20 protein-coding genes are annotated in these 21,934 nt (G+C 60.7%); 5 read left to right on the top strand and 15 right to left on the bottom strand.

Translation table 11 applies throughout. The annotated features are described in order from the left end of the window. The first annotated feature begins 17 nt into the window (after positions 1-17). Positions 18-1,760: a type IV secretory system conjugative DNA transfer family protein gene (locus E3O54_RS15920; RefSeq protein WP_134402031.1), complete on the top strand. Its 1,743-nt coding sequence runs from the start codon at positions 18-20 to the stop codon at positions 1,758-1,760. Further along, positions 1,753-2,157 carry a DUF4913 domain-containing protein gene (locus tag E3O54_RS15915; RefSeq protein ID WP_134402030.1) on the top strand — a complete coding sequence of 135 codons (405 nt, stop codon included), beginning with the start codon at positions 1,753-1,755 and terminating at the stop codon, positions 2,155-2,157. The genes E3O54_RS15920 and E3O54_RS15915 overlap by 8 nt, the downstream gene beginning before the upstream one ends. A 66-nt stretch (positions 2,158-2,223) precedes the next feature. Here the strand turns inward: E3O54_RS15915 and E3O54_RS15910 are convergent, their stop codons facing one another. The 9 genes from E3O54_RS15910 to E3O54_RS15870 form a co-directional block, all read right to left on the bottom strand. Then, positions 2,224-2,937, bottom strand: a complete 714-nt coding sequence (locus tag E3O54_RS15910; RefSeq protein ID WP_255570374.1) for a sulfite exporter TauE/SafE family protein — start codon at positions 2,935-2,937, stop codon at positions 2,224-2,226. Positions 2,938-2,967: 30 nt separating this feature from the next. Next, a complete protein-coding gene (locus E3O54_RS15905; RefSeq protein ID WP_134402028.1) occupies positions 2,968-4,401 on the bottom strand; it encodes an NAD-dependent succinate-semialdehyde dehydrogenase in 1,434 nt (477 codons plus the stop codon). 19 nt (positions 4,402-4,420) lie between these two features. Further along, positions 4,421-5,467 carry a Xaa-Pro peptidase family protein gene (locus E3O54_RS15900; protein WP_166805274.1) on the bottom strand — a complete coding sequence of 349 codons (1,047 nt, stop codon included), beginning with the start codon at positions 5,465-5,467 and terminating at the stop codon, positions 4,421-4,423. Positions 5,468-5,526: 59 nt separating this feature from the next. Continuing rightward, positions 5,527-6,342, bottom strand: a complete 816-nt coding sequence (locus tag E3O54_RS15895; protein ID WP_134402026.1) for a carbohydrate ABC transporter permease — start codon at positions 6,340-6,342, stop codon at positions 5,527-5,529. 3 nt (positions 6,343-6,345) lie between these two features. Then, positions 6,346-7,314, bottom strand: coding sequence for a carbohydrate ABC transporter permease (locus E3O54_RS15890; protein WP_134402025.1), 969 nt, complete (start codon positions 7,312-7,314; stop codon positions 6,346-6,348). Further along, positions 7,311-8,600 (bottom strand): ABC transporter substrate-binding protein, encoded by a 1,290-nt coding sequence (locus tag E3O54_RS15885; RefSeq protein WP_241976940.1) that lies wholly within the window; start codon positions 8,598-8,600, stop codon positions 7,311-7,313. The genes E3O54_RS15890 and E3O54_RS15885 overlap by 4 nt, the downstream gene beginning before the upstream one ends. 80 nt (positions 8,601-8,680) lie before the next feature. Beyond that, entirely contained in the window at positions 8,681-10,108 is a 1,428-nt protein-coding gene (locus E3O54_RS15880) for a hypothetical protein (RefSeq protein WP_134402024.1), read from the bottom strand. Beyond that, complete coding sequence (locus tag E3O54_RS15875; protein WP_134402023.1) at positions 10,105-10,971, bottom strand: aldolase; 867 nt, start codon at positions 10,969-10,971, stop codon at positions 10,105-10,107. Before E3O54_RS15875 ends, E3O54_RS15880 begins: the two co-directional genes overlap by 4 nt. Beyond that, positions 10,958-11,899, bottom strand: coding sequence for a PfkB family carbohydrate kinase (locus E3O54_RS15870; RefSeq protein WP_134402022.1), 942 nt, complete (start codon positions 11,897-11,899; stop codon positions 10,958-10,960). Before E3O54_RS15870 ends, E3O54_RS15875 begins: the two co-directional genes overlap by 14 nt. A gap of 159 nt (positions 11,900-12,058) precedes the next feature. On the opposite strand from E3O54_RS15870, the gene E3O54_RS15865 reads away from it, so the two are divergent. The 3 genes from E3O54_RS15865 to E3O54_RS15855 all read left to right on the top strand — a co-directional run bounded on the left by E3O54_RS15865 (position 12,059) and on the right by E3O54_RS15855 (position 14,428). Then, positions 12,059-13,210 carry a Gfo/Idh/MocA family protein gene (locus tag E3O54_RS15865; RefSeq protein ID WP_241976939.1) on the top strand — a complete coding sequence of 384 codons (1,152 nt, stop codon included), beginning with the start codon at positions 12,059-12,061 and terminating at the stop codon, positions 13,208-13,210. Between the two features lie 109 nt (positions 13,211-13,319). After that, entirely contained in the window at positions 13,320-14,102 is a 783-nt protein-coding gene (locus E3O54_RS15860; RefSeq protein ID WP_134402021.1) for a DeoR/GlpR family DNA-binding transcription regulator, read from the top strand. Positions 14,103-14,197: 95 nt separating this feature from the next. Beyond that, positions 14,198-14,428, top strand: coding sequence for a twin-arginine translocase TatA/TatE family subunit (locus tag E3O54_RS15855; RefSeq protein ID WP_134402020.1), 231 nt, complete (start codon positions 14,198-14,200; stop codon positions 14,426-14,428). A gap of 168 nt (positions 14,429-14,596) precedes the next feature. Here E3O54_RS15855 and E3O54_RS15850 read toward each other — a convergent pair whose 3' ends face one another. The 6 genes from E3O54_RS15850 to E3O54_RS15825 form a co-directional block, all read right to left on the bottom strand. Then, on the bottom strand, positions 14,597-15,643 hold the full coding sequence (locus E3O54_RS15850) for a YhcG family protein (protein WP_134402019.1): 1,047 nt from the start codon (positions 15,641-15,643) through the stop codon (positions 14,597-14,599). A gap of 61 nt (positions 15,644-15,704) precedes the next feature. Further along, positions 15,705-16,097, bottom strand: coding sequence for a hypothetical protein (locus tag E3O54_RS15845; RefSeq protein WP_134402018.1), 393 nt, complete (start codon positions 16,095-16,097; stop codon positions 15,705-15,707). 535 nt (positions 16,098-16,632) lie between these two features. After that, entirely contained in the window at positions 16,633-17,964 is a 1,332-nt protein-coding gene (locus E3O54_RS15840) for a nitrate/nitrite transporter (RefSeq protein WP_134372530.1), read from the bottom strand. Further along, positions 17,957-19,414, bottom strand: a complete 1,458-nt coding sequence (locus E3O54_RS15835; protein WP_134372533.1) for an FGGY-family carbohydrate kinase — start codon at positions 19,412-19,414, stop codon at positions 17,957-17,959. The genes E3O54_RS15840 and E3O54_RS15835 overlap by 8 nt, the downstream gene beginning before the upstream one ends. 28 nt (positions 19,415-19,442) lie before the next feature. Then, positions 19,443-20,231 (bottom strand): SDR family oxidoreductase, encoded by a 789-nt coding sequence (locus tag E3O54_RS15830; RefSeq protein ID WP_134402017.1) that lies wholly within the window; start codon positions 20,229-20,231, stop codon positions 19,443-19,445. Between the two features lie 57 nt (positions 20,232-20,288). Next, positions 20,289-21,788 (bottom strand): FAD-binding oxidoreductase, encoded by a 1,500-nt coding sequence (locus tag E3O54_RS15825; protein WP_241976938.1) that lies wholly within the window; start codon positions 21,786-21,788, stop codon positions 20,289-20,291. Positions 21,789-21,934: the final 146 nt, after the last annotated feature.

Here is a 21,934-nt window from a genome sequence, read left to right as displayed (position 1 = left end):
GCGGCAAGGAGAACCCGATGATCGACTGGAAAGCCCGCATCATGACCGGCCTCCTCGCCCTCCTCGCCGCCCTCGGGCTGCTTGTGGCCGTGCACGTCGGCGCGATGATCACCCCCACCGGCACGTCCTACCCGTGGAACCCCGCCGCCCTGGCGGGGGATTTCCTCTTCCGGGACGCACCATGGCCGCCCGCAGCAACCTGGACGAGCGTGGTTGCCCTGGTCCTCGCCGTGGCCTTGTTAGCGTTCATCCTGGCCAAGCAAGCCCAATGGGCATCGAACAAGCGCAACAACGTGGCACTCCGCCACATGGCCACGACCCGGCAGTCCGCCGTGCTGCGGGAGAAGCTGCGGGCGAAGGAAGCAGCTCAGCTGCACCCGGCCGCCGTGAACCTGCCAGCGGGGGAGAGGGTCGGCCGCCTCGTCGGCCGGGGAAACCGGTGGGTGTATCAGGGGTGGCGGGACCTGGGCGTGTACGTGTTCGGCACCGGCCGCGGCAAAACCTCCGCGCTCGTGATTCGGCACATGCTCGAAGCCCCTGGCGCCGCCATCATGACGTCGAACAAAGTCGACGGTGTCCGCGAAACCCTCGCCGGCCGGGCCGGCCACGGGCAGGAGTTCATCTTCGACCCCAACCGCATCTACCGCCTCGACGTGGCACCTGATTTCGTGTTCAACCCGCTCGACTACATCCAAAGCGCCGCGGACGCCCGGGAGCTGGCCGCGATCTTCGAGGCTTCCACTCGGAAGGCATCCGACCGGGGCGGTGATTCTCAGTTCGATACGGCGGGGCGGGACATGCTCGCGTACTTCTTCTACGCCGCCGCGCTCGAGCACGAACCCCTCTCCCAGGTGTTCGCGTGGATCGCCCGCGCCGAGGGGTACGACGTGCAGCAGATCCTCGCCCGCCACGGAAAAACCGGGCCCTCCTCCACGATCGAGGGCATCCTGAGCTGGCCCGACAAAACCAAGGGCAGCGTCTACGCCACCGCGCAGCGGATGGCGTCGGCCCTCGCCGACGACGACCTCCTCGCCTGGACCGACCGGGCCGGGGTCCGCCGGTTCGACCCGGCCGCGTTCATCACCAGCACCGACACCCTCGTGCTCCTCTCCAAAGACGGTGAAGGATCCGGCGGCGCTATCCTGACCGCCCTCATCCGCGCCATCTGTAAAACCGCGGAGACCGCTGCTCAGCGAAATGGTGGCCGGCTCCCGGTCCCGCTGGTGATGGAGCTCGACGAGTGCGCGAACATCGTCCGCTGGCCCGAACTGCCCTCCGTGTATTCCTTCTACGGGTCGATGGGCATCATCCTCAACTCCTACTTCCAATCCCGCGCCCAAGCCATCGATGCGTTCGGGAAAGACGGGTGGCAGACCCTCTGGGACGCCGCCGCAACCCGCGTGTTCGGCGGTGGTTCCGGCGACGACGACTTCCTCCGCTCGCTGGCTGCCCTCATCGGCGAACACGATGAAATCACCTACGGCAGCTCCACCGGCAAAGACGGCCACCAATCCACCTCCACCAACACCCGCAAGGTCAACACCCTCGACATCGCCGACCTCGGATCCCTCCCCGAATGGCGCGCCATCGTCTTCAGCTCCAAATGCCGACCCGTCATGGTCAACACCGTCCCCTGGTTCCGCGACAAAACCCTCACCACCACCATCAACCGCACCCCAACCACGTCGCCGAACCCCAGGCCGGCACCGGTCGCGGTTCCCGACGCCACCACTGCAGTGGAGGTAGCAGCCCATGGCTGAGTACGACGACGACTCGACCGGCCCTGAAGAGGACACGGTCGACGTCCGCCAAATGTTCCTCGACTGGCTGACCGATCACCTGGCCACCGTCGAGGTCGTCGGAACCAAACCAACACCGTGGTGCACCCAATGGTGGCTACACCCCGAAGTCGTCGCCCGTTTCAAAGCCCTCTGGCAAGCCAGCATGCAAGCCGACGCCAGCGTCATGGACGGCGACGCCGGCGCCGTGTCCTCCTGGTGGATCAACCACTGGGACCGCCACGCCGCCATCATCTTCGACAAAGGCAACGGACCCTTCCGCGACTGCGACCCCGACCAAGGACACCTCCACCGGCGCAAGGACACCACCGCCCGGATCGTACCCGCGTCGATGCCGCCGGACGACGTGGAGCTGTAGCGGAAAGCACGAACCCATGTGTCTTGCGGGTCATTCTCGAGGGACAAGCATCGCTACCCTGAAGCCTCACCCCACCAGCTGAGTGATGCCTCGCGCGATCGTGGCCGCAGATCCGATGTAGGCGACGACTATGAGTAGCCTCCGGGCGATGTGCGGTTTGACGATTCGGGCCAGCACCTCTCCGAGAATCAGCCCGGCGATGCATGCAGCCGCGACCAGAAGCCAGACCCAGCTTTGCAGCGCGGGTACTTCAGCTGAGCCCGAGGCGAATTTTGCGCCGAGCGAAGTGAGGCCGATGAACAGGAAGTATGGCTGCATGGTGGCCGCGAACGACCGGTGGGGCCAATTCGTGGCCAGAGCGTAGATACTGACGGCGGGGCCACCGACGCCAGCTGTCGCGTTCATGAACCCGCTGGAGATCCCGGCGATGGCGCGAAAGCTATTCCTGTCACGAATGTGCACACGGCCAAGGTTCACCGAGACGGTCAGGCCGGCGGCGATCAATAGGCCGATGGAGATCTCCAGCCAGGCCGCGGGGACGTACTGCAGGATCATCGCTCCTGGCACGATGCCTACAAGCGCGAACAGCGCCAACACACCGGCACGCCGCCAGTCCACGTCGCGTACCACGCGCGTCAGAATGATGGCGGCGGTGAGAGCGCTGCACAGATTGACAAGGATGACCCCGTCAATGGGGCCCAGGAGAAGTACTAGGAACGGGGCAGCCACCAGGGCAAAGCCCATACCGGTGACGCGCTGCATGCTCGATCCAATTAGCACTGCCAGAAGTACGAGAACGATCGACCACACCTAGACTCTCCAGGCCACGTACCGTGTCTCCTGGAATTCCTCCATACCTGCGCTCGATCCCTCTCGTCCGAGGCCCGATTGCTTGGTGCCGCCCATGGGGGCGAACGCCACGGAAGGCAGCGGATCGTTGATGCCCACGATGCCGGCTTCCAACCGGTCCGAGAACTTCCAGGCTCGCGCCGCGTTGGAGGTCCAGACGTAGGCGGCCAGCCCCATTTCGGTCGCATTGGCTTGACGGAGGGCCTCTGCATCATCGCTGAAGGAGGTGATTGCAGCTGCGGGGCCGAACACTTCATCCTGGGCGAGGGCGGAGTTTGCAGGGGCATCCCGTACGAGTGCCGGCGCCAGGAAGGCGCCGTGAGCCGGTACCTCTGTTCGGGTGGTCAGTAATCGGCCGCCCCGATCAACAGCATCGTCAATCATGGAGCGCACGGCTGTGACCCGTTCGTCATCGATCATCGGGCCTAGATCGGGCACTGGACCGCCGTCAACCGGCACCCCATGGCCGATGCTCATGGCATCGAACCGTGCCGCGAGTCGAGTTCCAAACTCATCAATCACCGATTCATGGACGAGGAACCGGTTGGCAGCAACACAGGATTGCCCAGTGTTGCGCAGTCGTCCCAGCAGTGCACCCTCGATTGCGTCGTCGAGGTCGGCGTCAGCGCAAACAATGAAAGGAGCGTTCCCTCCGAGTTCCAGAAGCGGACGCACAATCCGGCGAGAGGCCAGGGCCATGATCTGGCTCCCCACTTGCGTGGATCCCGTGAAGCTGACCGCGCGTACGGCGGGGTGTTCCAGGAGTGCCGCGGTCAGTTCGCGTGACGGCCCATGAACGAGGTTGACGACTCCAGCAGGAAATCCCACGTCGGTCAGAACCTGGTAAAGCGCCGTGACAGCAAGGGGCGCTTTCTCTGCCACGCGGCCGACGACCGTGCACCCAGCGGCAAGCATGGCTGCTATCTTGCGGGCCTGGATCGACACGGGAAAATTCCAGGGTGTGAGACTCACGGCGACACCAAGGGGATGGTGGGAGCTGAAGTGGCGTCGTCCTGTTGCCTCGGGGGGAATCACTGACCCTGACGGGCGCCGGGCCTCTTCTGCAAACCAACGGAAATACTCTACGGAGAAATCCACCTCGCCCTGTGCCTCCGGGAGGCGCTTTCCTGCCTCGCGGGCGAGCGTTAGGGCGATCTCTTCGCGGCGCTCCGCGAGGAGATCCGCAGCTGCGTGTAATAGGTCAGCCCGCATCCGTCCCGTGGTCAGAGACCAGTTGTCGAAAGCGGCAGACGCTGAATCTGCGGCGCGCGTTGCATCGAGGGCGGAGCCCCAAGCGACCCGACCAACGGTAGATCCGTCTGCGGGATCCATCACGTCTTTTGTGTCCGACGTGGAATCCCACACTCCGTTTATGAGTTGCTGCGCTTCAATCATGGTGTCCTTCGGTCGTCGTTCAATGGAGTTCGAGGACGGCGGGTCGAATGCGGCCGCCCACACGAATGGTTGGCCAGGCCGTTTCATCGCCGAGGGTCTCGGCGCCACTGGGGGTGACGAGCGTTGTGTCCTCGACCTTGAAGCCGGCCGCCGAGGGATTCCAACCCAATGCCATTCCGCTCTGCAGGGTGAGCTCGCTGTGCATATTGGCGATGAGTTCACGCGGGTTGAATCCAGTGAGGCCGCCCTGATGGTGTCGCCGCCATTCATCCGAGTCGAAACCGTGGGAGGCGTAACCGGCCACGCCTTTCGCGAAGACCTCTGCGAGTTGGGCCCCCGGCACACTCGCGTCCAGGAATCCCCGTTCAACCTCAAGAAGCCTGCGATACGTCTCAGCGCCGGTGCCAAGAGGCGAAAAAGCGACCATTCGGGTGACGCTGGCGACGACGCCAGATCGGCGACCACAACAGGCCACCATGATTCGGTCCTCGATGGTTTTCGCCGTTGCTAGCGGATGCCGATGCTCACTGATCCGCTCGTCGCTGCCGACGAAAAGGGCGACGCACTCAATTCCCTCTTCCAACAAAGCGGCCACGAGTCGGCCTGCGATGCGCTGCTCAGTTTCGCCAGGGCGAGCCGCCGCGGCAACGGCGCCGGTGATTCGCGCCGTATCGCGGCTGAGCTCTCGAATCTGTGCGGATTGTTCCGTGGTGAGGATGCGACGTAACGCAGCGATTTCCTCGCTGGCATCCAGATGGCTGGTGCCCGAGGCATCTCTTGCCACGTTCGAACCGCTGGGAAGCAGCCGGGCACGATCCTCGTCCCACGGGACGGTATCAAACACGACGTCGCTGCCGACGAACTCGGTGTCTCGAAGCCGGGGGGCTTCGATCGTATTCGTGACGATGCGCACCGAAGGGGTGCCTCGACCTGCGAGGTCTGTGACGATCACGTCGAAACACGCGGGGGACAGCGTCTGGGGAACGTGCCAGCGCGCACCTGTGAACCAGGAGAGGTTGAGAGGGTTGCTGAGCACGACTGTGTCCACGCCGAGCATGTGCGCCATTGCGCCCAGCGAGGAGAGCTGCTCTTGCCAGGGGAGGCCTGTTGGAGCTGCTGGCACGGTCATCCCTTGCTCGCTCCCGCTGTGATGCCCGCTACGAAGTAGCGCTGCAGGAACACGTATGCGATCACGACTGGAAGAGACGCCAGGACAACTCCGGAGAAGAGGAGGGGGTAGTTCGTTTGGAACTCACCCTGGAAACTCAGCAACGCCAGCGGCAGGGTCCTCTTTTCGGGAGACTGAATGAAAAGCAACGGCCACAAGAGTTCGTTCCAATGGATGACAAACAGGAAGATTCCGGTAGCTGCGAGAGACGGTGTGGACAGAGGCATAACGATCGATTGATAGGTTCGCCACGGGCCCGACCCGTCGAGCGATGAGGCCTCGTACAGTTCGCGAGGTAGTGTGCGCATGAAACCGCCGAGAATGAAGACTGCGATGGGCATTGTGGCCACGACGTTGGCGATCACCAGGCCGAGCAGCGAGTCGAGCAGGCCTAGTCGCTCGAAGAGAACGTAGAGAGGGATCATGCTCGTTTGGGCGGGCACTGCCATCCCCAGGACGAGGAAACCGAAAATGAGCCACCCCTGCCAGCCAGGGATTCGCGCTACACCGTATGCCGCCAGGCTTCCGAGCAGCAGGGTAAGGACAACCGAGAAGCCGGTCACAAGCGCGCTGTTCACGAAGGGGACATCGAGGTTCTGAGCGCCCAGCACCTCGGCGTAGTTGTCCGGCGCAAAGGATCCAGGCAACCCGAAGGGGCTACTGAACAGCTCGCCGGTGGTTTTGAAGCTGCCGAAAAGGACGAGGGTCAGCGGAACGATGATGATGACCGCATAGATCAGCAATATGCCGCGGCGGGCGAGTGAGGTAACCATTACTTACTCCGACTTCTGCGTCAGCTTGAGAACCCGGCGTTGAAGCACTGTCACCAGGACGATCATTGCCATGAACAGCACCGATTGGGCTGCCGCATAGCCATATTCAGTGTTGGCAAATGTGCTGTAGATCCGGGTGGAGAGGATATCGAGAGAGGCTTTGGGCGGGTTGCCGGCGATGGCGAGAATCAAGTCGAATGCTTTGAAGGACTGCACCGTGGTGTACGCGACAACGATGGTCATCGCCGGCGCGATCATCGGCCAGGTGATGGCCCCAAACCGCTGCCAGGGGTTCGCTCCGTCGACTTCCGCAGCCTCGTATAGTTCCCGTGGAATTCCCTGCAGGCCAGCGATGAACACGACCATCATCTGGCCAGCGTGGAACCAGACTTGGGTGATTGCCACCCAATACAGGGCGAGGTTGCTGTCTCCCAAATATGCGCTCTGCCAGCCCTCCAGGCCGATGGCCGCAAGAATCGAATTCGCTAGCCCGAAGTTGGGGTCATAGATGAACTTCCAGATGAACGCCACCGACACTGAGGAGAGAATTGTCGGGAAGAAGAACAGTGCCCGCAACACGATATTCGGGCGTGAGTTCTTTGTGAGCAGAAGCGCGAGTATGAGGGAAAACGCAGTCTGGAAGACCACGACGACGAGCATGAACTTCACATTGTTGGTCAGGGCATTCGTGAAGAGCGTGTCGCCTGTGAGCGCTCGCGTGAAATTGTCGAGGCCGACATAGTTAAAGGTCGGCGAGAAACCGTCCCAGTCTGTGATTGCGTACTGGAATGCCTGGAGCAGGGGAGTCGCGAAGAAGACCGCCAGGAGCGCGACCGCCGGCAAAGGAAAGAGGTAAAGAGCGGGCGCGATGCGATTGGGCCGTCGCTTTCGCTGAGCACGGTCCTTTGGCGTCGCCCGACGTGGCTCTGGAGGCGTTTGGGGAGGCCCTAGGAGCTCGGTCTGGGAACTCATTTATTCTGATCCACGACGGTCTGCGCGTCGGCTGCGGCCTTTTCAGGGTCGGTACCCGCCACGACAGCGATGCAACTCGCCTCAACGGCGTTGCGCACGTCCAGGTTCTCGAACTGGAAGCGGGCCGCCAAGGCGGTCTTCTTGCTCAGCCACGGGCTGGTGTTCTTGAGGTCAGTGTTTGAGTACTCAACGTCCTTCACTGTCACATGCTGCGCGGTGGCATTCGCATAGCTGGCCGCATTCTCCGGCTGAGACAGGAAGTCGATCCAAGCAAGCGCCGCTGGCTGCTTCTCGCTCGCAGAATTCACGCCGAGGATGAAGGTCGCGTTGTACACGCCCTCGTACTTCGAAGTGCCCTTGGTCGTCGTGTTTGGGAAGATCAGGCCCATCGGGAATTCCACGCCGAGACCCCGCACTGCGGCCAAATGGTACGACCCCGTCACGAGCATTGCTGCCTGCTGCTGTGCAAAGAGGGCCTGTGCGGGTTCAACGGCTGTTCCTGTTGAGTTGGGCTGGAAGTAGGGAACCAGTTCTCTGTACTGCTTGAGCATCGTGATGAACCAGTCATCGGTACAGGCAAGAGTCCCTTTCTCGATCTGGGAACACATGTCGTCCGCGGGAGCATTGTTCGCAATCATGCTGTTGAAAAGCTGGCCCGCATTACCGACGTCCCCGGCAGGCCAGGCCATCGGTGACACTCCAGACCTTTTCAGGTCGTCGCACGCACCCAAGAATCCAGCCCAGTCTTTCGGCGCTGGATCGGCGCCGGCTTTGTCGAAGAGGTCCAGATTGGCCAGCGGCATCGGGAACACGACCTGATACGGCAGCCCAAGTTGACGGCCCTTGGCCTGACCGGCCGACAACAGCCCAGGATCATAGTTCTTGACAGCATCCGTATCCGTCAGGTCGCTGTAGATGCCAGCTGTGCCGAAGTTGGTGAACTGGGCACCTCGGAACGTTGCAAACGCGTCGCCGGTGCTTCCCCCGCGGAGTTTCTGAAGGGCCTGCGTGTTGTAGTCGTTCGACGTGGAAATGGACTGTGCCACGCCTGCCTGTGGGTTCTGAGCGACGAACTTCTTGATTAGCGCGTCGAATGCGTCTTTGTCCTCTGCCCGCCAGTGCGCGAACGAAACCTCGCCTTGAACTGCACCGGCCGAGGGCCCGCCCAGCCCAGAGGCGGGGCGGGCTGCCCCGCCTCCGGGCCCGGCGCACGCGGTCAGCGCGGCTCCAAGTCCAACCATTCCGAATATCCCCATGGCCTGGCGTCGTGAAATGTTTGTAGCCACAATGCTTCCTCTCCGTTGAGTCAGTTACTTGCTGGGTATGGCGCTGGTGTGCTGTGTTGGTGTGCTGGTTAGAGTCCTCGTCACCACTCGGTGACGGGGATCCCCATGAGATCGGCGGCCGCCCGAAGTTGGGGGCGGATATCCTGCCATGCGAGAACGGTGTGATGAGGGAATCCGCCTACAACAAGCGAGTTCACGAACGCACTCGCATCGACGTCCAGGCGCACTTCGGCCGTGTTCCCCTGGAACCGATTAGGTGCGGGAATGGACTCACCAGCCGCGATGAGAAGCCTCAGTCCGTCGACGCCCGCGTCAGTGATGTTTTCGGTCAACCGGGCCATGATCACGGGGCCCGTCCGGAGCGGGAAGTTCCCGGCCACACCAATCTTGCGGTTGCAGTGGACGAACTGAGTCGCTTCTTCGGGATCAGCGGCAAGCGAGGTGGCTGCTGATCCGCAATGCCACAGTCGCACACTGTTGTTCTGCGCATCCAAATCGACGGTATCGACGAGGTAGGTGGTGCCCGAACCCAGCGCCTCCATTAGAAGCATCGTGACGGCCCCGTATACGTCCCGTTCGCACGCGGTCGGTGTGGCCTCGTCTGCAATGCGGGACATCGATGAGCACGGACAGACGCCGCGCTGGGAGGGGAACTCCGGCCAGCAACGGATGGCGAGTGCGGAGAGCGCCTGGGTTGCCGTCCAATCGCGCAGAGCAACGGTCACGGCTGCGTGCCTGGAAACTTCCTCCGGGTCAAGAGTGGCGAGACTCGGTCTGGCGGCCCGAACTGCGCGTTCCTCGGAACCGCACGCTTCACTGCTGACATCATCAATGCGTGAGAACATCTCGTCGATGCTGAGTTTGTGCACTGTCAGCCCGAAGAGGGACTGCAGAAGGTCGCCGTCGTATTCGCTGGGCGTGAACCCGGGGGGTGCCTCCGAAACGAGACCCAGCGTTTTCCCGCGCAGCGAGTCAAGCGCTTTACGCACACTCTCAGGCTCCGATCGTTCGCGGACCATTGACGGCAGCGTCGCAGCCGAGGGCAGATCTCCGGACAGTGCACGGCTAAGGGCGTCGGCGATAGCGACTTCATCGGGATCGCCGTAGAGAAGGCGAACTGATCCACCGGCGCGGACCAGTGCATGCGCATACAGGTTTGATCCGCACAACGAGTTCAGCCACAACCGGTCGCCTACATGCCCCGGCTCACGGAAGGACCACAACAGCACCGGCTGCTCTAGCCCGGCGTAAAGCGCCAGAGCCGGAGAAGCGTCGGAGAAACTCGCACACACATTGATGATGAGATCAAAGTCCCGGTCCAGGTGGGCACGTGCTGCTTCCAGGTCATCTGCACTCATCACCAGCCCAAGGGGGCCGTGCACCTCTGCTCCGAGCGACTCCAGCAGGGCGCGTGCGGCACGGGCTCGGGTTTCCGCGACCTCGATGACGAAGGTTGGACGGGCCGTCGCGATCACAAGCACGCGGGGGCGGGGGGTGATCGTGGTCATGAAACGACCCCGTCCACAACGTCGCAGAGCCGCTGCAGGCGTTCGACGGCACTGGTTTCCATGGCCTCGATCACATTCGATGTTCCGATGCACGATGCCCAGACCGCCCGGCCGGAGAGGAAGCCCGAGGCTCCCTCGAGGCATGCCCATTTCACGGCGTCGGGGAAGATATCTTCTGGCACCCCTGACGAGAGAACGACCCAGGGACCCTCGATGGACGCGTTGAGTTGGGCGCAGGCGCGGCGAACGTCGGCCTCTGCGGCCTGCCCGTGGAATGGCACCTCGGCCTTATAGAGGTCAGCGCCCAGCTGGCCCAACTCAGCAGCGGCCGCCAGGACGCCGGCGTTCCAATCGAACGCTGCGTCGCCAAGCGGTTTGCGCGACACCGGTTCGATAATGCTGATCAGATCGTTAGCTCGGCAACTCTCGACGAATTCGCGCACCATGTCGATGCGTTTCTCGGGAGCTTCATCGGGCCGGTAGAGCACCAGCAATTTGAGCGCGCGCACGCCTAGCGCCGCGTACTTGGCCGGGTCAACTGTGCGGTCAATGGTGACCTCGCCGACAAGCTCGCCGTGGGCTGGTTCGAAATGGTCGGCGGAGGCGATCAGCCCGCATCCGTCAGCGACAACGCCCGCCTCGATGGCCTGGTCGAGGGCGAACTGTTTGTCGATCAGTACTCCGGAGGCATACGGGCTCAGAATGCGGGTCGCATCTAATTTGAATGTGCGCACGGTGTCGTCCGACACCGGCGTGGTCACATGCTCGGCGAACATGTTGCGCATTGCTTCTCGCTGATCAACGGCGAGCATGGCGAATGCACCAGAAGGGCGCTGGAGTACGGACAGATCAACGGGAGACATGATTAGCGGTTCCTCTATTCGGTGTGGACTGCGCGAGTAGCGAAGAGTTTGAAGTCAGATTGCGACGGGGAATTCGTGATCGTCCATCGAGGCCGGTGCACGACTCTGCTGCTACCTGATTGGCAAGGCCGACAGCATCCTCCAGCGCTTGGCCGGCAGCGACGGCAGCCAGCAGCGCACCGTGAAAAACGTCGCCTGCACCCAGGGTGGAGACGATCGGGGTGGGAACGGCGGGTACATGCACAACGGGGCCGAATCCATCGTGAGCCCAGGCGCCGCGTCCACCGGCTGTGGCTACGACCGATCGAGCACCGCGGTCAATGGCTGTCTGGACGAGTTCGATTTCGGTCATCCCTGGACCGAAATCCGCACGCAGTCGCTCGATAGTGGGGACATAGAGCTCAACCCCGTCGAGCGCAAAATTGGGAATCGGATTCCCCGCGTCGACACTGAGCCGGATATCCCCTGCGAGCGGTTGAACCGCCGACCACCCGAGGTGGTCAACGTGTACCCACGCGGCAGACGTCACCGCCTCACGGAAGACGCCATGCGACGGAAAATTCAGGGGAGGAACCGGGCGTGTGACAATTGCACGGTTCTCACCGCCGTCACTGACGATGATCAGGCTGGCACCAGAAAGGCAACCACTCGCGCGCACTACTAACGAAGTATCAACGCCTTCCGCTTCGAGTCCCGCGATGATGCGATCGCCTTCTTCGTCGTGGCCGATGACGCCGGCGAAGGTGGTTCGCGCTCCCAACCGGGCTGCGGCAACCGCAGCGGTTGCTGCCGGACCTCCACCCGCGGTGATGAACTCGCTGGCGATGGTGCGGCTGTCTGCCAAGGGATAGTCACCAACCGCGGCGATCGAGTCGAGAGTGGCACAGCCGACGAAGAGCAGAAGGGGGGACGGATCGATGTCAGACATGTGCGCTACCTCTCTGTAGCGTGATCCGTGGATCACGTTTGATTGAATATACACATTGGATGTTGGAAATACAACACTCGGTCGCTATAGTCGGCTGAGGCGGACGCATCGTTGCGGCTGGCCCGGAATTCTTCTCAACGAGGAGAGAATGGAGACATTGTGAGCACAGCAGCAGCAACCGATTCGGTTCTGGCCACGATTCGATATGGCATCATCGGCGCCGGCCACATGGCCCGGGAACATGTCAGGAACCTGGCCCTGATCCCGGGCAGCGAGATCACAGCTATCGCGGATCCCGTTGAGGCCAGTCGCGAGGAGACCAGCGCGGCGATCCTCGGCGGCGAGGTCCACGCCTTCGCCGACTACCGTGATCTCCTCGACTCTGACCTGGTTGATGCAGTCATCATCGCAAGCCCGAACGACACCCACCATGCGATTCTCAAAGACATCTTCGCCTCCGGGAAGGCCTATCCGGTGCTGGTGGAGAAGCCTGTATGCACAACTCTGGCCGATGCCGATGAGCTTGAGTCGCTTTCACGGGACTACCCAGCACCCGTGTGGGTAGCGATGGAGTACCGGTATATGCCGCCCGTACAAGAGATTCTGCGCACTGCTCGGAACGGTGACCTCGGCAAGCTCCGGATGCTCTCCATCACAGAACACCGCTTTCCCTTCCTCGACAAAGTGGGTGATTGGAACCGGTTCTCCGAACGCACTGGCGGAACGCTCGTTGAGAAGTGCTGCCATTTCTTTGACCTGATGCGACTGATCCTGCAGGACGAGCCAGTGCGCATCTACGCGTCGGGTGCCCGAGATGTCAACCACGCAGATGAGAGATACGACGGCCGAACCCCAGACATTCTCGACAACGCCTACGTTGTCGTCGACTTCGCGGGCGGTGCGAGGGCGATGCTGGAATTGTGCATGTTCGCAGAAGGCTCTTTGTTCCAGGAGCACATTGCGATTGTGGGCGACGTGGCCAAGACCGAATGCTACGTACCCGTTGCACAGGGCCATTGGCCGCTGGAAGATCTCCGCGAAGCCGAGGTCGAGTTCAGTCCGCGGGCCCCTCAAGCGCCCCGACGCCATGTGGTCGCCGTGGACGACGCGCTTCTTGCGGCGGGAGCTCATCACGGATCGACGTATTACGAACATCTGGGATTCCGCCGGGCAATCCTGGGCGACGGTCCCGTCGAAGTGACGGTGGCAGATGGGCTCCAGGCGGTGCGCATGGGTATTGCCGCCGAACAATCCATCAGGGACGGCCGCGCCGTGGAAATCGAGCCCGCCCGGATCCAGGTTCACGCGTAGATGTCACAAAAGTGAATGTCCGTGTTCGAATAGCAATAATCTGTGATGAGGGAACCTCAATGGCTTCGGCTATCCGGAGCAGCCCGAAGAACGGGGAAAAATCGTGAGCATGTCACCCGATCCGCTGACGAGTCGTCAAATCGCCATCATGGAGCGACTTCAGAAGCGCGGATTCGTCTCGACTTCTGAGCTGGCCGAGTCCTTTTCAATCTCCGAGATGACGGTCCGCCGCGACACCCGGAAACTCGCCGCTCGAGGAGTGGCTCGGGTTGTCCACGGAGGAGTTAGCCTGGTGAATCCTGCCGGACACAATGCCAATTTCTTGGCTAGATCCCGAATCGATGCCGCAGCCAAACACGCTGTGGCAGTGGCCTGCCTTGAATTGGTGGGAGCACGCGATGCCATCATCATCGATGCCGGAACAACTGCTTTCGAGATAGTTGGCGAACTGTCCACCGCGTTTCAGGGGACGGTGATCACCCATTCCGCACCCGCAATCCAGCGTTGCTTGCAGATGACGAAGGCGCGAACAGTCTGTCTGGGCGGTGAACTACTTCTCGACAGCCAAGCCTTCACCGGGCCCATGACCATCGCTGCTGTTGAAGGACTTCGCGCCCAGACAGCATTCATTGGAGTTAGCGGCGTCCACGCAAATGCCTTCTACATCGAACGCGACGTCGAGCGCCCGACAAAACTGGCCCTGATGGATGCGGCTGACAGAGTCGTAGTGCTTGCCACTCGCGACAAGATGAACCGCTCCGCACTCATTCGACTGACCGACTTCTCCGCGGTAGACGTACTGGTCACGGATTCTCCACCCCCTCCGGAAATTCGAACGGCGTTGCGGGCTGCATCGGTCGAGCTGATCGTCGCGGAAGGCCAGCCGGAATAACACGCCCAGATGTCATGAGCCCGCAGAGTGCGCGGGCGAATTGCACCCACGCTCCGCTTAGATACCCAAGAAATCTTTGAAAAGAGGCCTTCCCCATGCTCAACAACCTCACCGGATGGCATTTCGTAATCATCCTCTTTGTCGTGCTGCTTCTCTTTGGCGGCCCCAAGCTCCCGGGTCTGGCCCGCAGTGTCGGGCAGTCTATGAAGATCTTGAAGACCGAGTTGAGGACCGACCCCGTCAACGCAGACGAGAATGCACACGCCACACCTCGAGCGGATCAAGGACATACCGCCGACGGTTCTGGTACCGCAACTCATCCCTGAAGTTGCAACCCCGGCGATGAATGTCGGAATCTCCTGCAAACCTGGGCAAGCAGCCATCACCACGAATCAAAGGTTCACCCTGTCGTGCAGTGTCCCGCATCCCGCACGTAATGAGGTTCACCCTCAAGCCTGCCCGTGACAGCGCATTGGCTCGCTGTTCGCGAGGAGTTAGTCGAGCTGTTGCGGTTCTTCATCCCAGCCGAGAGCTGAGGTGAGTGCGTCGGCATCTGGGAGTGCGTTCTTCTCGGAAGGCGGCAGGGAGTCATATGTATAGGTGGATACGGCCATGGGAGATCCCGAGCGACCAAGCGCGTAGCGGACTGTGTGATCGTTTCGGTCACCGCAGATGAGGATGCCAACCGTGGGCGCGTGGGCGTCTCGTCGGAGCCTGTCGTCGACGAGGGAGACGTAGAAGGCAAGTTTGCCGGCATGCTCGGGTTGAAACTTTCCGGTCTTCAGCTCGATGACGACGTACCGAAGTTGCTCGACATGAAAGAACAGCAGGTCGAGGTAGAAGTCATCGCCACCGACATCGAAATGGACCTGCCGGCCAACGAATGCGAACCCCTTTCCCAGCTCGCGCAGCGTCTCGACGATGCGATCCATCAGGGCCTGTTCGAGGTCGCGCTCAGCTGCGTCCTCGGTCAGTTCCAGGAAGTCGAACACGTAGGGGTCTTTGGCAATCTGCCGGGCCAGGTCGGAATCAGCGGGTGCCAGCTCGGCACTGAAGTTCGAGGGTGCGGCACCGGTTCTCTCGAGGGTGCGGTTCTTGATCTGGTTGAGCAGAACGTTGCGGGACCAACCGTTTTTCACTGCGGCCGCGGCGTACCAATCGCGGGCTTCGTTGCCGTCGAGTTTGTCGAGGAGGACCATGTTGTGGCCCCACGCCAATTTCCCAGCAGCCTGCTGAGAAATTGGCGTCTCAGCGGTCCAGGCGCCCGCGAACTTGCGCATGTACTGAAGGTTGCTCGGTGAGAACCCGGTCATGTTTGGGAATTCGAGTCGCAGATCCCGCGACAGACGATTGATGACTCCGCTTCCCCAGCCCTGTTCACCCTGTTCCGTGAGGATGGCACAACCAAGAGACCAATACAGCTCAATGAGCTGGGTATTGACGGTGCGATGCGCTCGGCTCTGCGCCTCCCGGACGCGACGTTTGAGGTCGCCGAGGAGCTCGAGGTATCCATCGGGAAGAGCAACATCATCACGGGCCATGGCCCCATTGTCTCCCGCCGGTAATCGGAGACCGGCGCGCACTCGCGCCAAAATGAAATGCCTAGCCCGCGGCGACGTAGGACCGTGCCGCGGCCATGACCTCTCGGGAACGTCCCTCCGAGAGCGCTTCGGCCGGCGAAGCATCACCCAATTCTGGATTCATGCCCATAAACCACGCCCTGGCAACCTCAGGCGAATGAACCGAGATAAGGATCTCAAACACCTGAAATGTGTCTCTGAGGAGCTTTTCACTCGCATGCGGCGGCCGCACCGTTGCGTGCGTCCAGCGAGCAAGCGTGCGGGCGTTCTTGCCCACGATCACGCCCAAAAGCACCTGGCCCAGCTGCGCTTGCAACATCGCTGCGATCTCAGTAACGCTCAGACCCACGGAGCGTTCGTGTGCCGCGCGATCAGCACCAGAACGAGAACCATCCCCGGTTGACGTATTGATCATGAACCGAGACTACCAATCCGCGGGGTGTTATGACAGGTGGTATGTCGGGCGATATGACCGATAATGGTTATTATGTCAGTTAGAACAGCATCTATGCGCTTATTCTGCAGATAGGTCTCCCGCTAGCACCTGAGCCTGCTCCCCCACCATGTAGGACAACCGTCGGCGTACTCGTTCTAAGAAACGAGGGGCATCAGGCTCAACTTTCCCCGTCCAGTACCCCGGCGATCAACGCGTTCGATGAAGGCGGGTGGCAGACCCTCTGGTACTCCGCCGCGACCCTCACCGCTCGCCCAGATAGCTAGCCATGGAATTCAGTTCTAGCCGTGGCCCTGTAAGGGTCATCACCGCCCCCTGGTTTGGAGACAAGACCCCCCACCATCAACCACACGGGATTGCCCCGCGTCAGCACTGTGGGAGGACCTGACCTGATGCTCGGCCCGGGCCAAGCATCAGGTCAGGGCCGCGCACGGTCCGGGCGATGACAGCATATCCGGGGCCGGCCTGCACCCCGCACTGATCGGTGAATCGAGGTTTAGGTTCCAACCGGGATAGTCGGAACAGTGCCCTGCTCAGCCTCGGCTTGTGCAGCCTCTGCGACCTTGCGCCTCTTGACCAAAATGGCAAAGTACGCTGCAGCAGCCGCACCTACCAGGCCGATGCCAGCAGTGATCAGGAAGTAGAGGTTATTGGCGCCAGCCACGTCATCACCATAGGCGGTGTAGATTGCCGCGCTGATCTGTGGCAGGAAGATGTCTGGAAGGTAACCGACCAATGAGATGAGCCCAATCGCAATTCCGGTCGCCGCCACGGGAACACGGCAGTCTTCAAGCAAAGACCAGTAGACACCGCGGATGACGTACACGAACAGACCTACCAACACGACCAGCACGTACACCAGGCCAATGGCCGAACCACCGGGCATAATTGCCAAACCAATAAGCCCCAGCGCAGAAATCAACATGGCCGCCGACAGCACTCGAGACTTGCCGAGTTTGTCGGCGAGGTACCCGCCTCCGAAGCCACCGATGGGGCGCATCCACATCACTACGACGGTCACTACGCCGGCAGCAACTGGGGTCACCGCGTGGTTGGTGGTCAGATATCCAGAGAAGTAGTAATAGGCCCAGAATAGTGTGTATCCGCAGAATAGGGCGAACATCAGAACCCATACTTCACGGATTTTAAGGATTCGACGGACGGCAGCAAAGGTCGATTCGACCGACTCGTCACTAGTCGTCCCGGCCATCTTTTTCTCTTCACTTGAGAGCACGAAGAAGAGGACTACAGCGAGCACGATGAGGACAGCACAGTACATGTACACGACCGCCTGGAATCCTGCCTCAGTCTGGGCGATATTTGACGGGCCGTCGCCAACAAACGCAGCGAAGATGGCAACCGCCACGGTGGCCAGGGCCGCCTCAACTACTCCGCGCCCTCCATCAAGGGCTCCAAAGAATCTGCCTTCCTCGTTCTTGTCGGCGAGCAGATTCACGGCTTTCAACAGCGAGCTCCAGAACGTGAACACCGAGGCAAAGCCCCAGACGAGGAAGATATAGACCAACGTCGACTTGTCCGGGATTTGGGCGTAAAACAATCCCGCAGCCGCTGTGAGTGTCAGTGAGAAAGTGATCATGTACTTCGTTGAGAATTTGTCAGCCAACCACCCGCTGGGGAGATAGCCAACCACGAAGATGATGCCGAGCATCGAGTAGAGAGTCGCCAACTCGGCGTTGGACATCTCGAAGACCTCGAGGATGGTCGCTTCGAAGTTCTGTCGCAGGTAGACCAACGGGTAGATGGAACCTCCCGCCAAAATTAGGAGGACGAGTTGGAAAATCTTCTTTGATTGACCGGGCTTAGGCATCTACAAATGTTCCTTTGTGATCGAGGAGGATGCGGTGTGTGCGTTGGAGGATGGCGTCGTTCTGCTCAGCAATTTCGGCGTGAACCGCACGTAGTTGGGCGTAGAGGTCAACGTTTTGGGGGTTGGGCGCGAAGCAGTCCTCGCGATGCACCATGTGGCTTGAGGCGTCATCGAAGGTCGGGTACACGCTGCAGGCAACGGCGACACAGATGGCGGCGCCGAGGCCGGCGGCGTTGCGCACTTCATTACGCACCGCAGGAATGCCAAAAACATCGGCAAAGATCTGCATGCAAAGGTCGCTGTAGGAACCACCTCCCGACACAACGAGCGTCCCGATGCTGGCGCGTCGCTCTTCTTCCATGTCCACCATGTTTTGCTTCATGGTGAAGGCGATGCCTTCGAGGATGGCGCGGTACATATGGGCGTAGCTGTGACGCTCATCGAATCCGAGGAACATTCCCTTTTTGTGAGGCTGCGTGGGAGGCGCGAGCCAATCGAGGACGCACATTAGACCGTCGCTACCCGCCGCAACGGTAGACGCCAGTGAGTTGAGATATTCATCTCCGCTCACTCCGGCCGCCGCTGCGGCCTCAATCACCTCTTTACCGAGCAGGTTACGGAGCCACGAAACGGTCCACATGCCGCGGCGAATACCGCCGCACTCATAGATGTACCGGTGCGGTTCTGACGCAAAATTGGAGAAGTAGGTATTCGGTTCAGCAACGTATTCTTTGCCGACGATCATCCCCGTGATGTACGTGCCGAGGGAGACCAGGCCCGTCGTCTCGTCCCGGAGCCCGGCTCCGAGAGCTTCGGCGGCTTTGTCGTTTGCGGTGTGCACCACTGGGAGGCCCTGCGGGATTCCAGTGATGGCCGCAAACTGTGCGTTCACGTAGCCGCCGATGTCGCCGGGCATTTGGAGCTGATACAACATGTCCAGGTTTACGTTGTAGGAGTCGAAAGTTTCCTTGTCACTGAACCAGTCCCATGCCTCAACGTCCATTGGCCATGGACCGATGTAGTTGGCGACGGTGTCAGTGAGCTGGCCGGTGAGCCGCCCCATGAGGTAGCCCGACGTCGTCGTAACGTAGACGACATCATCGTTGGTCTTTTCGTACGGTTTGGCGAGGCGTTGGTCCATCCAGCTCTGGACGGGCTCGACGAGAGTGCCGTCCGCGCGGGTCAAGGCTCGACAACACCGAATGGTGCACAGGCCGACCCCGATGATGTCTGCTGGATCGCCTTGGAACGCCTCCATCACACGGGACGCAGCCGCAACGATGGAGTCGTAGAGGTCGTCGTGTGGATGTTCTACAACGCCCGGCTCGGGTGTGTGAAGGGGCTCCAAGGCCTGGCTGGCCTCGCACACAACTCGTCCTTTGGTGTCAAAGATGACAACCTTCGAACTTTGCGAGCCGCCGTCGATCCCAAGAATGTACTTCTTTGTCATTGTGAGATTCATCGTTATTTACCGGCGCTTAGCGCACCAGGTAACCCCCGTCGACGCTCAAGATGTGCCCGTTCACGTAGTCGGAAGCGCGGCTTGCTAGGAACACTGTTGCCCCCATGAGGTCTTGTGTCTGACCCCACCGGTTAGCCGGGATATGGTCGAGAACGCGCTGGTTGGTGTCAGCGTTGGCGCGGGTTGCAGACGTGAGCTCGGTGGCGTAGTAGCCGGGGGCGATGCCGTTCACCTGAATTCCGAACTGCGCCAGCTCGTCGCAGTACGCCTTGGTGAATCCGGCGATGCCGTGCTTAGTAGCGGCGTACGCGGGTGACCACTGGCCACCGAGGAAGGTAAACACCGAGCAGATGTTGATGATCTTGCCGCTGCCCTGCGGGATCATGTACTTGGCGCATTCGTGCGACATCTCGAAGGCCGCAGTGAGGTTGAGCGCAACCATCGGGTCCCACTGCTTACGCGTGTATTTGGTGACATCGGGCTCATTGATGCTGCGACCGGCGCAGTTCACAAGGATATCGACGCTGCCGAATTCCTCGATGCAGGCCTCGACGACTCTCTTGGGGTTTCCCTCGACCGTGATATCCGACATCAGATAGGCGTACTTCGCGCCGGCCGCATCGACCAGCGCCCCGGTTTCCCCATCGTCGGGCATGATGCTGACGGCGAACACATTCGCGCCTGCCTTGGCCAGGGCGAGCGAGAATGCCTGTCCGAGTCCGGTGTTGCCGCCGGTGACGATGGCGTTCTTGCCCTTGATGGAGAAGAAGTCCATCTGGAAGTCCGAAATTTTGACGTCAGTCATGCGTTTTCTCTATTTCTTTTTCGATATGGGTATGCGGGTGCGCCAGGAGGAGGAGTGTTACTTCTTGAGCGGGAAGATGGTTCCGCGGTTCATGATCCCGTTCGGGTCGAACGCGGCCTTGAGCGTTTCAAGCATGTACAGCGAGGAGCCGTATTCCTCGGCCAGGAAGTGCGTGCGGTGCTTCCCGACGCCGTGGTGGTGGCACATCGAACCGCCCAGTTTCAGGGTCTCCTCGACGATGATGTTCTGGATCGGGTCGTGGTACGTGGCGCGTTCTTCTGTGGGATCAACGTCAATCTTGTAGTAGTAGACGAAGTACAAATTGGTTCCGTTGAGATAGCTGTGGCTGGAGTGGCCACCGAGCAGGCTGAACTCCGCCGAGATCTCGCTCCGGATGCGGGCAAGCGCATTGGTATAGATGTCATGAATGACACTCCAGTTGCCCGAGATCTCCGTGGTAAAGCCATTGATCAGAGTTTCGCGAATCTCAACACGTTCTTCTTCGATCTTCGAGACATCCCAGTTGAGGTTGTCGAACCAGTCTTCAATGAGCTTGTCTTCGACTCGATCCGCGGAACCGAAGGTGGAGACGATCTCTTCGATGGCGGCTCCCGTTGCGTCAGCGAGGGGCTTGGGTCCTTCGGCAACGAAGATGAGTACGCAGCGACCGTCCGAGAAGTGCTTGAAGTGGTACAGCCCATCTTCTTTGTCGTAGAGTCGCGCAACGGACGGACGGTAGCCCTGAGTGATGACCTCCCGAAGAATCTCGAGGCCGGTCTTCATATCGTTCAGCAGGTAGCCGTAGAACTTGTTGTTCTCCGGGTAGTAACGGAAAATCTTGACGGTCACTTCGGTGATGAAGTTGAGCGCCCCCTCGTTGCCAATCACAAGGTGGCGGATGTCGGGCCCAGCCGCTCGACGGGGCACGTTCTTGATGCGGCAGATTTCGCCGTTCGGGAAGACCGTTTCGACACCAACGAGCATGTCTTCGATTCCGCCGTAGAGAGTGGAAAATTGCCCGATCGAGCGGGTTGCGACCAACCCTCCATACTGTGCCAGTGGCTTGGACTGTGGCGAATGCCCTGTGGTGTATCCGATCTCGCGAAGCTCGTTTTCGAGGTCTTCGAGACAGACACCACATTGGACGGTGGCGAGCATGTTGGTGGTGTCGATGGTGAGAATCTGGTTCATGCCCGAACCATCCACAACGACCGAATTTTCGACGACCGTCTCAAGACCGCCCTCGGTTGCGGAGCCACCGGTCTTCGGCACAACGTTGATTCCATTTTCGTTCGCGAACTTCAGAACCTGCGCCACCTCGAGCGGGGTACCAGGCTTCACCACCGCTGCGGGGAGTGGCAGGGCGTAGATGCCGAAGATGTTCTCTACCTTGTAGTACCGGTCCGAACTGTTGTCCTTCAGCGTCTGCTCGTCGGTTATCACTCGCTCGCTGCCGAGGATGTCAACGTAGGCACTAACAATTTGTTCACGGGTAAGACTCATCAATGCGACCGATTCCATTCGTTCTGGTTGTTCCTGTTTGCTGGTGTCGAGCAAAGTTCCACCTCTTCGGGGATACAAAAAAAGAACAGCGATCCCCTCGCATGAGGGGGTCGCTGTTCTCTAGGTTTTAAGCAACAGTCCCGGGCTAGGCCTGGAACGAGTGTTAAGTTATGAAGTTTTGGAAAGACTAGCACGGACAA

Source organism: Cryobacterium sp. TMT2-4, assembly GCF_004402575.1.
GTDB lineage: Bacteria > Actinomycetota > Actinomycetes > Actinomycetales > Microbacteriaceae > Cryobacterium > Cryobacterium sandaracinum.
Note: the sequence above shows the minus strand (reverse complement) of the source record. Positions and strands in the feature narration are given on the sequence as shown.

Coding starts and splice junctions, on each gene's coding strand:
- E3O54_RS15920 (WP_134402031.1), top strand. CDS start 18: ATGATCGACTGGAAAGCCCGCATCATGACCGGCCTCCTCGCCCTCCTC.
- E3O54_RS15915 (WP_134402030.1), top strand. CDS start 1,753: ATGGCTGAGTACGACGACGACTCGACCGGCCCTGAAGAGGACACGGTC.
- E3O54_RS15905 (WP_134402028.1), bottom strand. CDS start 4,401: ATGATTGAAGCGCAGCAACTCATAAACGGAGTGTGGGATTCCACGTCG.
- E3O54_RS15900 (WP_166805274.1), bottom strand. CDS start 5,467: ATGGCGCACATGCTCGGCGTGGACACAGTCGTGCTCAGCAACCCTCTC.
- E3O54_RS15895 (WP_134402026.1), bottom strand. CDS start 6,342: ATGGTTACCTCACTCGCCCGCCGCGGCATATTGCTGATCTATGCGGTC.
- E3O54_RS15890 (WP_134402025.1), bottom strand. CDS start 7,314: ATGAGTTCCCAGACCGAGCTCCTAGGGCCTCCCCAAACGCCTCCAGAG.
- E3O54_RS15880 (WP_134402024.1), bottom strand. CDS start 10,108: ATGACCACGATCACCCCCCGCCCCCGCGTGCTTGTGATCGCGACGGCC.
- E3O54_RS15875 (WP_134402023.1), bottom strand. CDS start 10,971: ATGTCTCCCGTTGATCTGTCCGTACTCCAGCGCCCTTCTGGTGCATTC.
- E3O54_RS15870 (WP_134402022.1), bottom strand. CDS start 11,899: ATGTCTGACATCGATCCGTCCCCCCTTCTGCTCTTCGTCGGCTGTGCC.
- E3O54_RS15860 (WP_134402021.1), top strand. CDS start 13,320: ATGTCACCCGATCCGCTGACGAGTCGTCAAATCGCCATCATGGAGCGA.
- E3O54_RS15855 (WP_134402020.1), top strand. CDS start 14,198: ATGCTCAACAACCTCACCGGATGGCATTTCGTAATCATCCTCTTTGTC.
- E3O54_RS15850 (WP_134402019.1), bottom strand. CDS start 15,643: ATGGCCCGTGATGATGTTGCTCTTCCCGATGGATACCTCGAGCTCCTC.
- E3O54_RS15845 (WP_134402018.1), bottom strand. CDS start 16,097: ATGATCAATACGTCAACCGGGGATGGTTCTCGTTCTGGTGCTGATCGC.
- E3O54_RS15840 (WP_134372530.1), bottom strand. CDS start 17,964: ATGCCTAAGCCCGGTCAATCAAAGAAGATTTTCCAACTCGTCCTCCTA.
- E3O54_RS15835 (WP_134372533.1), bottom strand. CDS start 19,414: ATGACAAAGAAGTACATTCTTGGGATCGACGGCGGCTCGCAAAGTTCG.
- E3O54_RS15830 (WP_134402017.1), bottom strand. CDS start 20,231: ATGACTGACGTCAAAATTTCGGACTTCCAGATGGACTTCTTCTCCATC.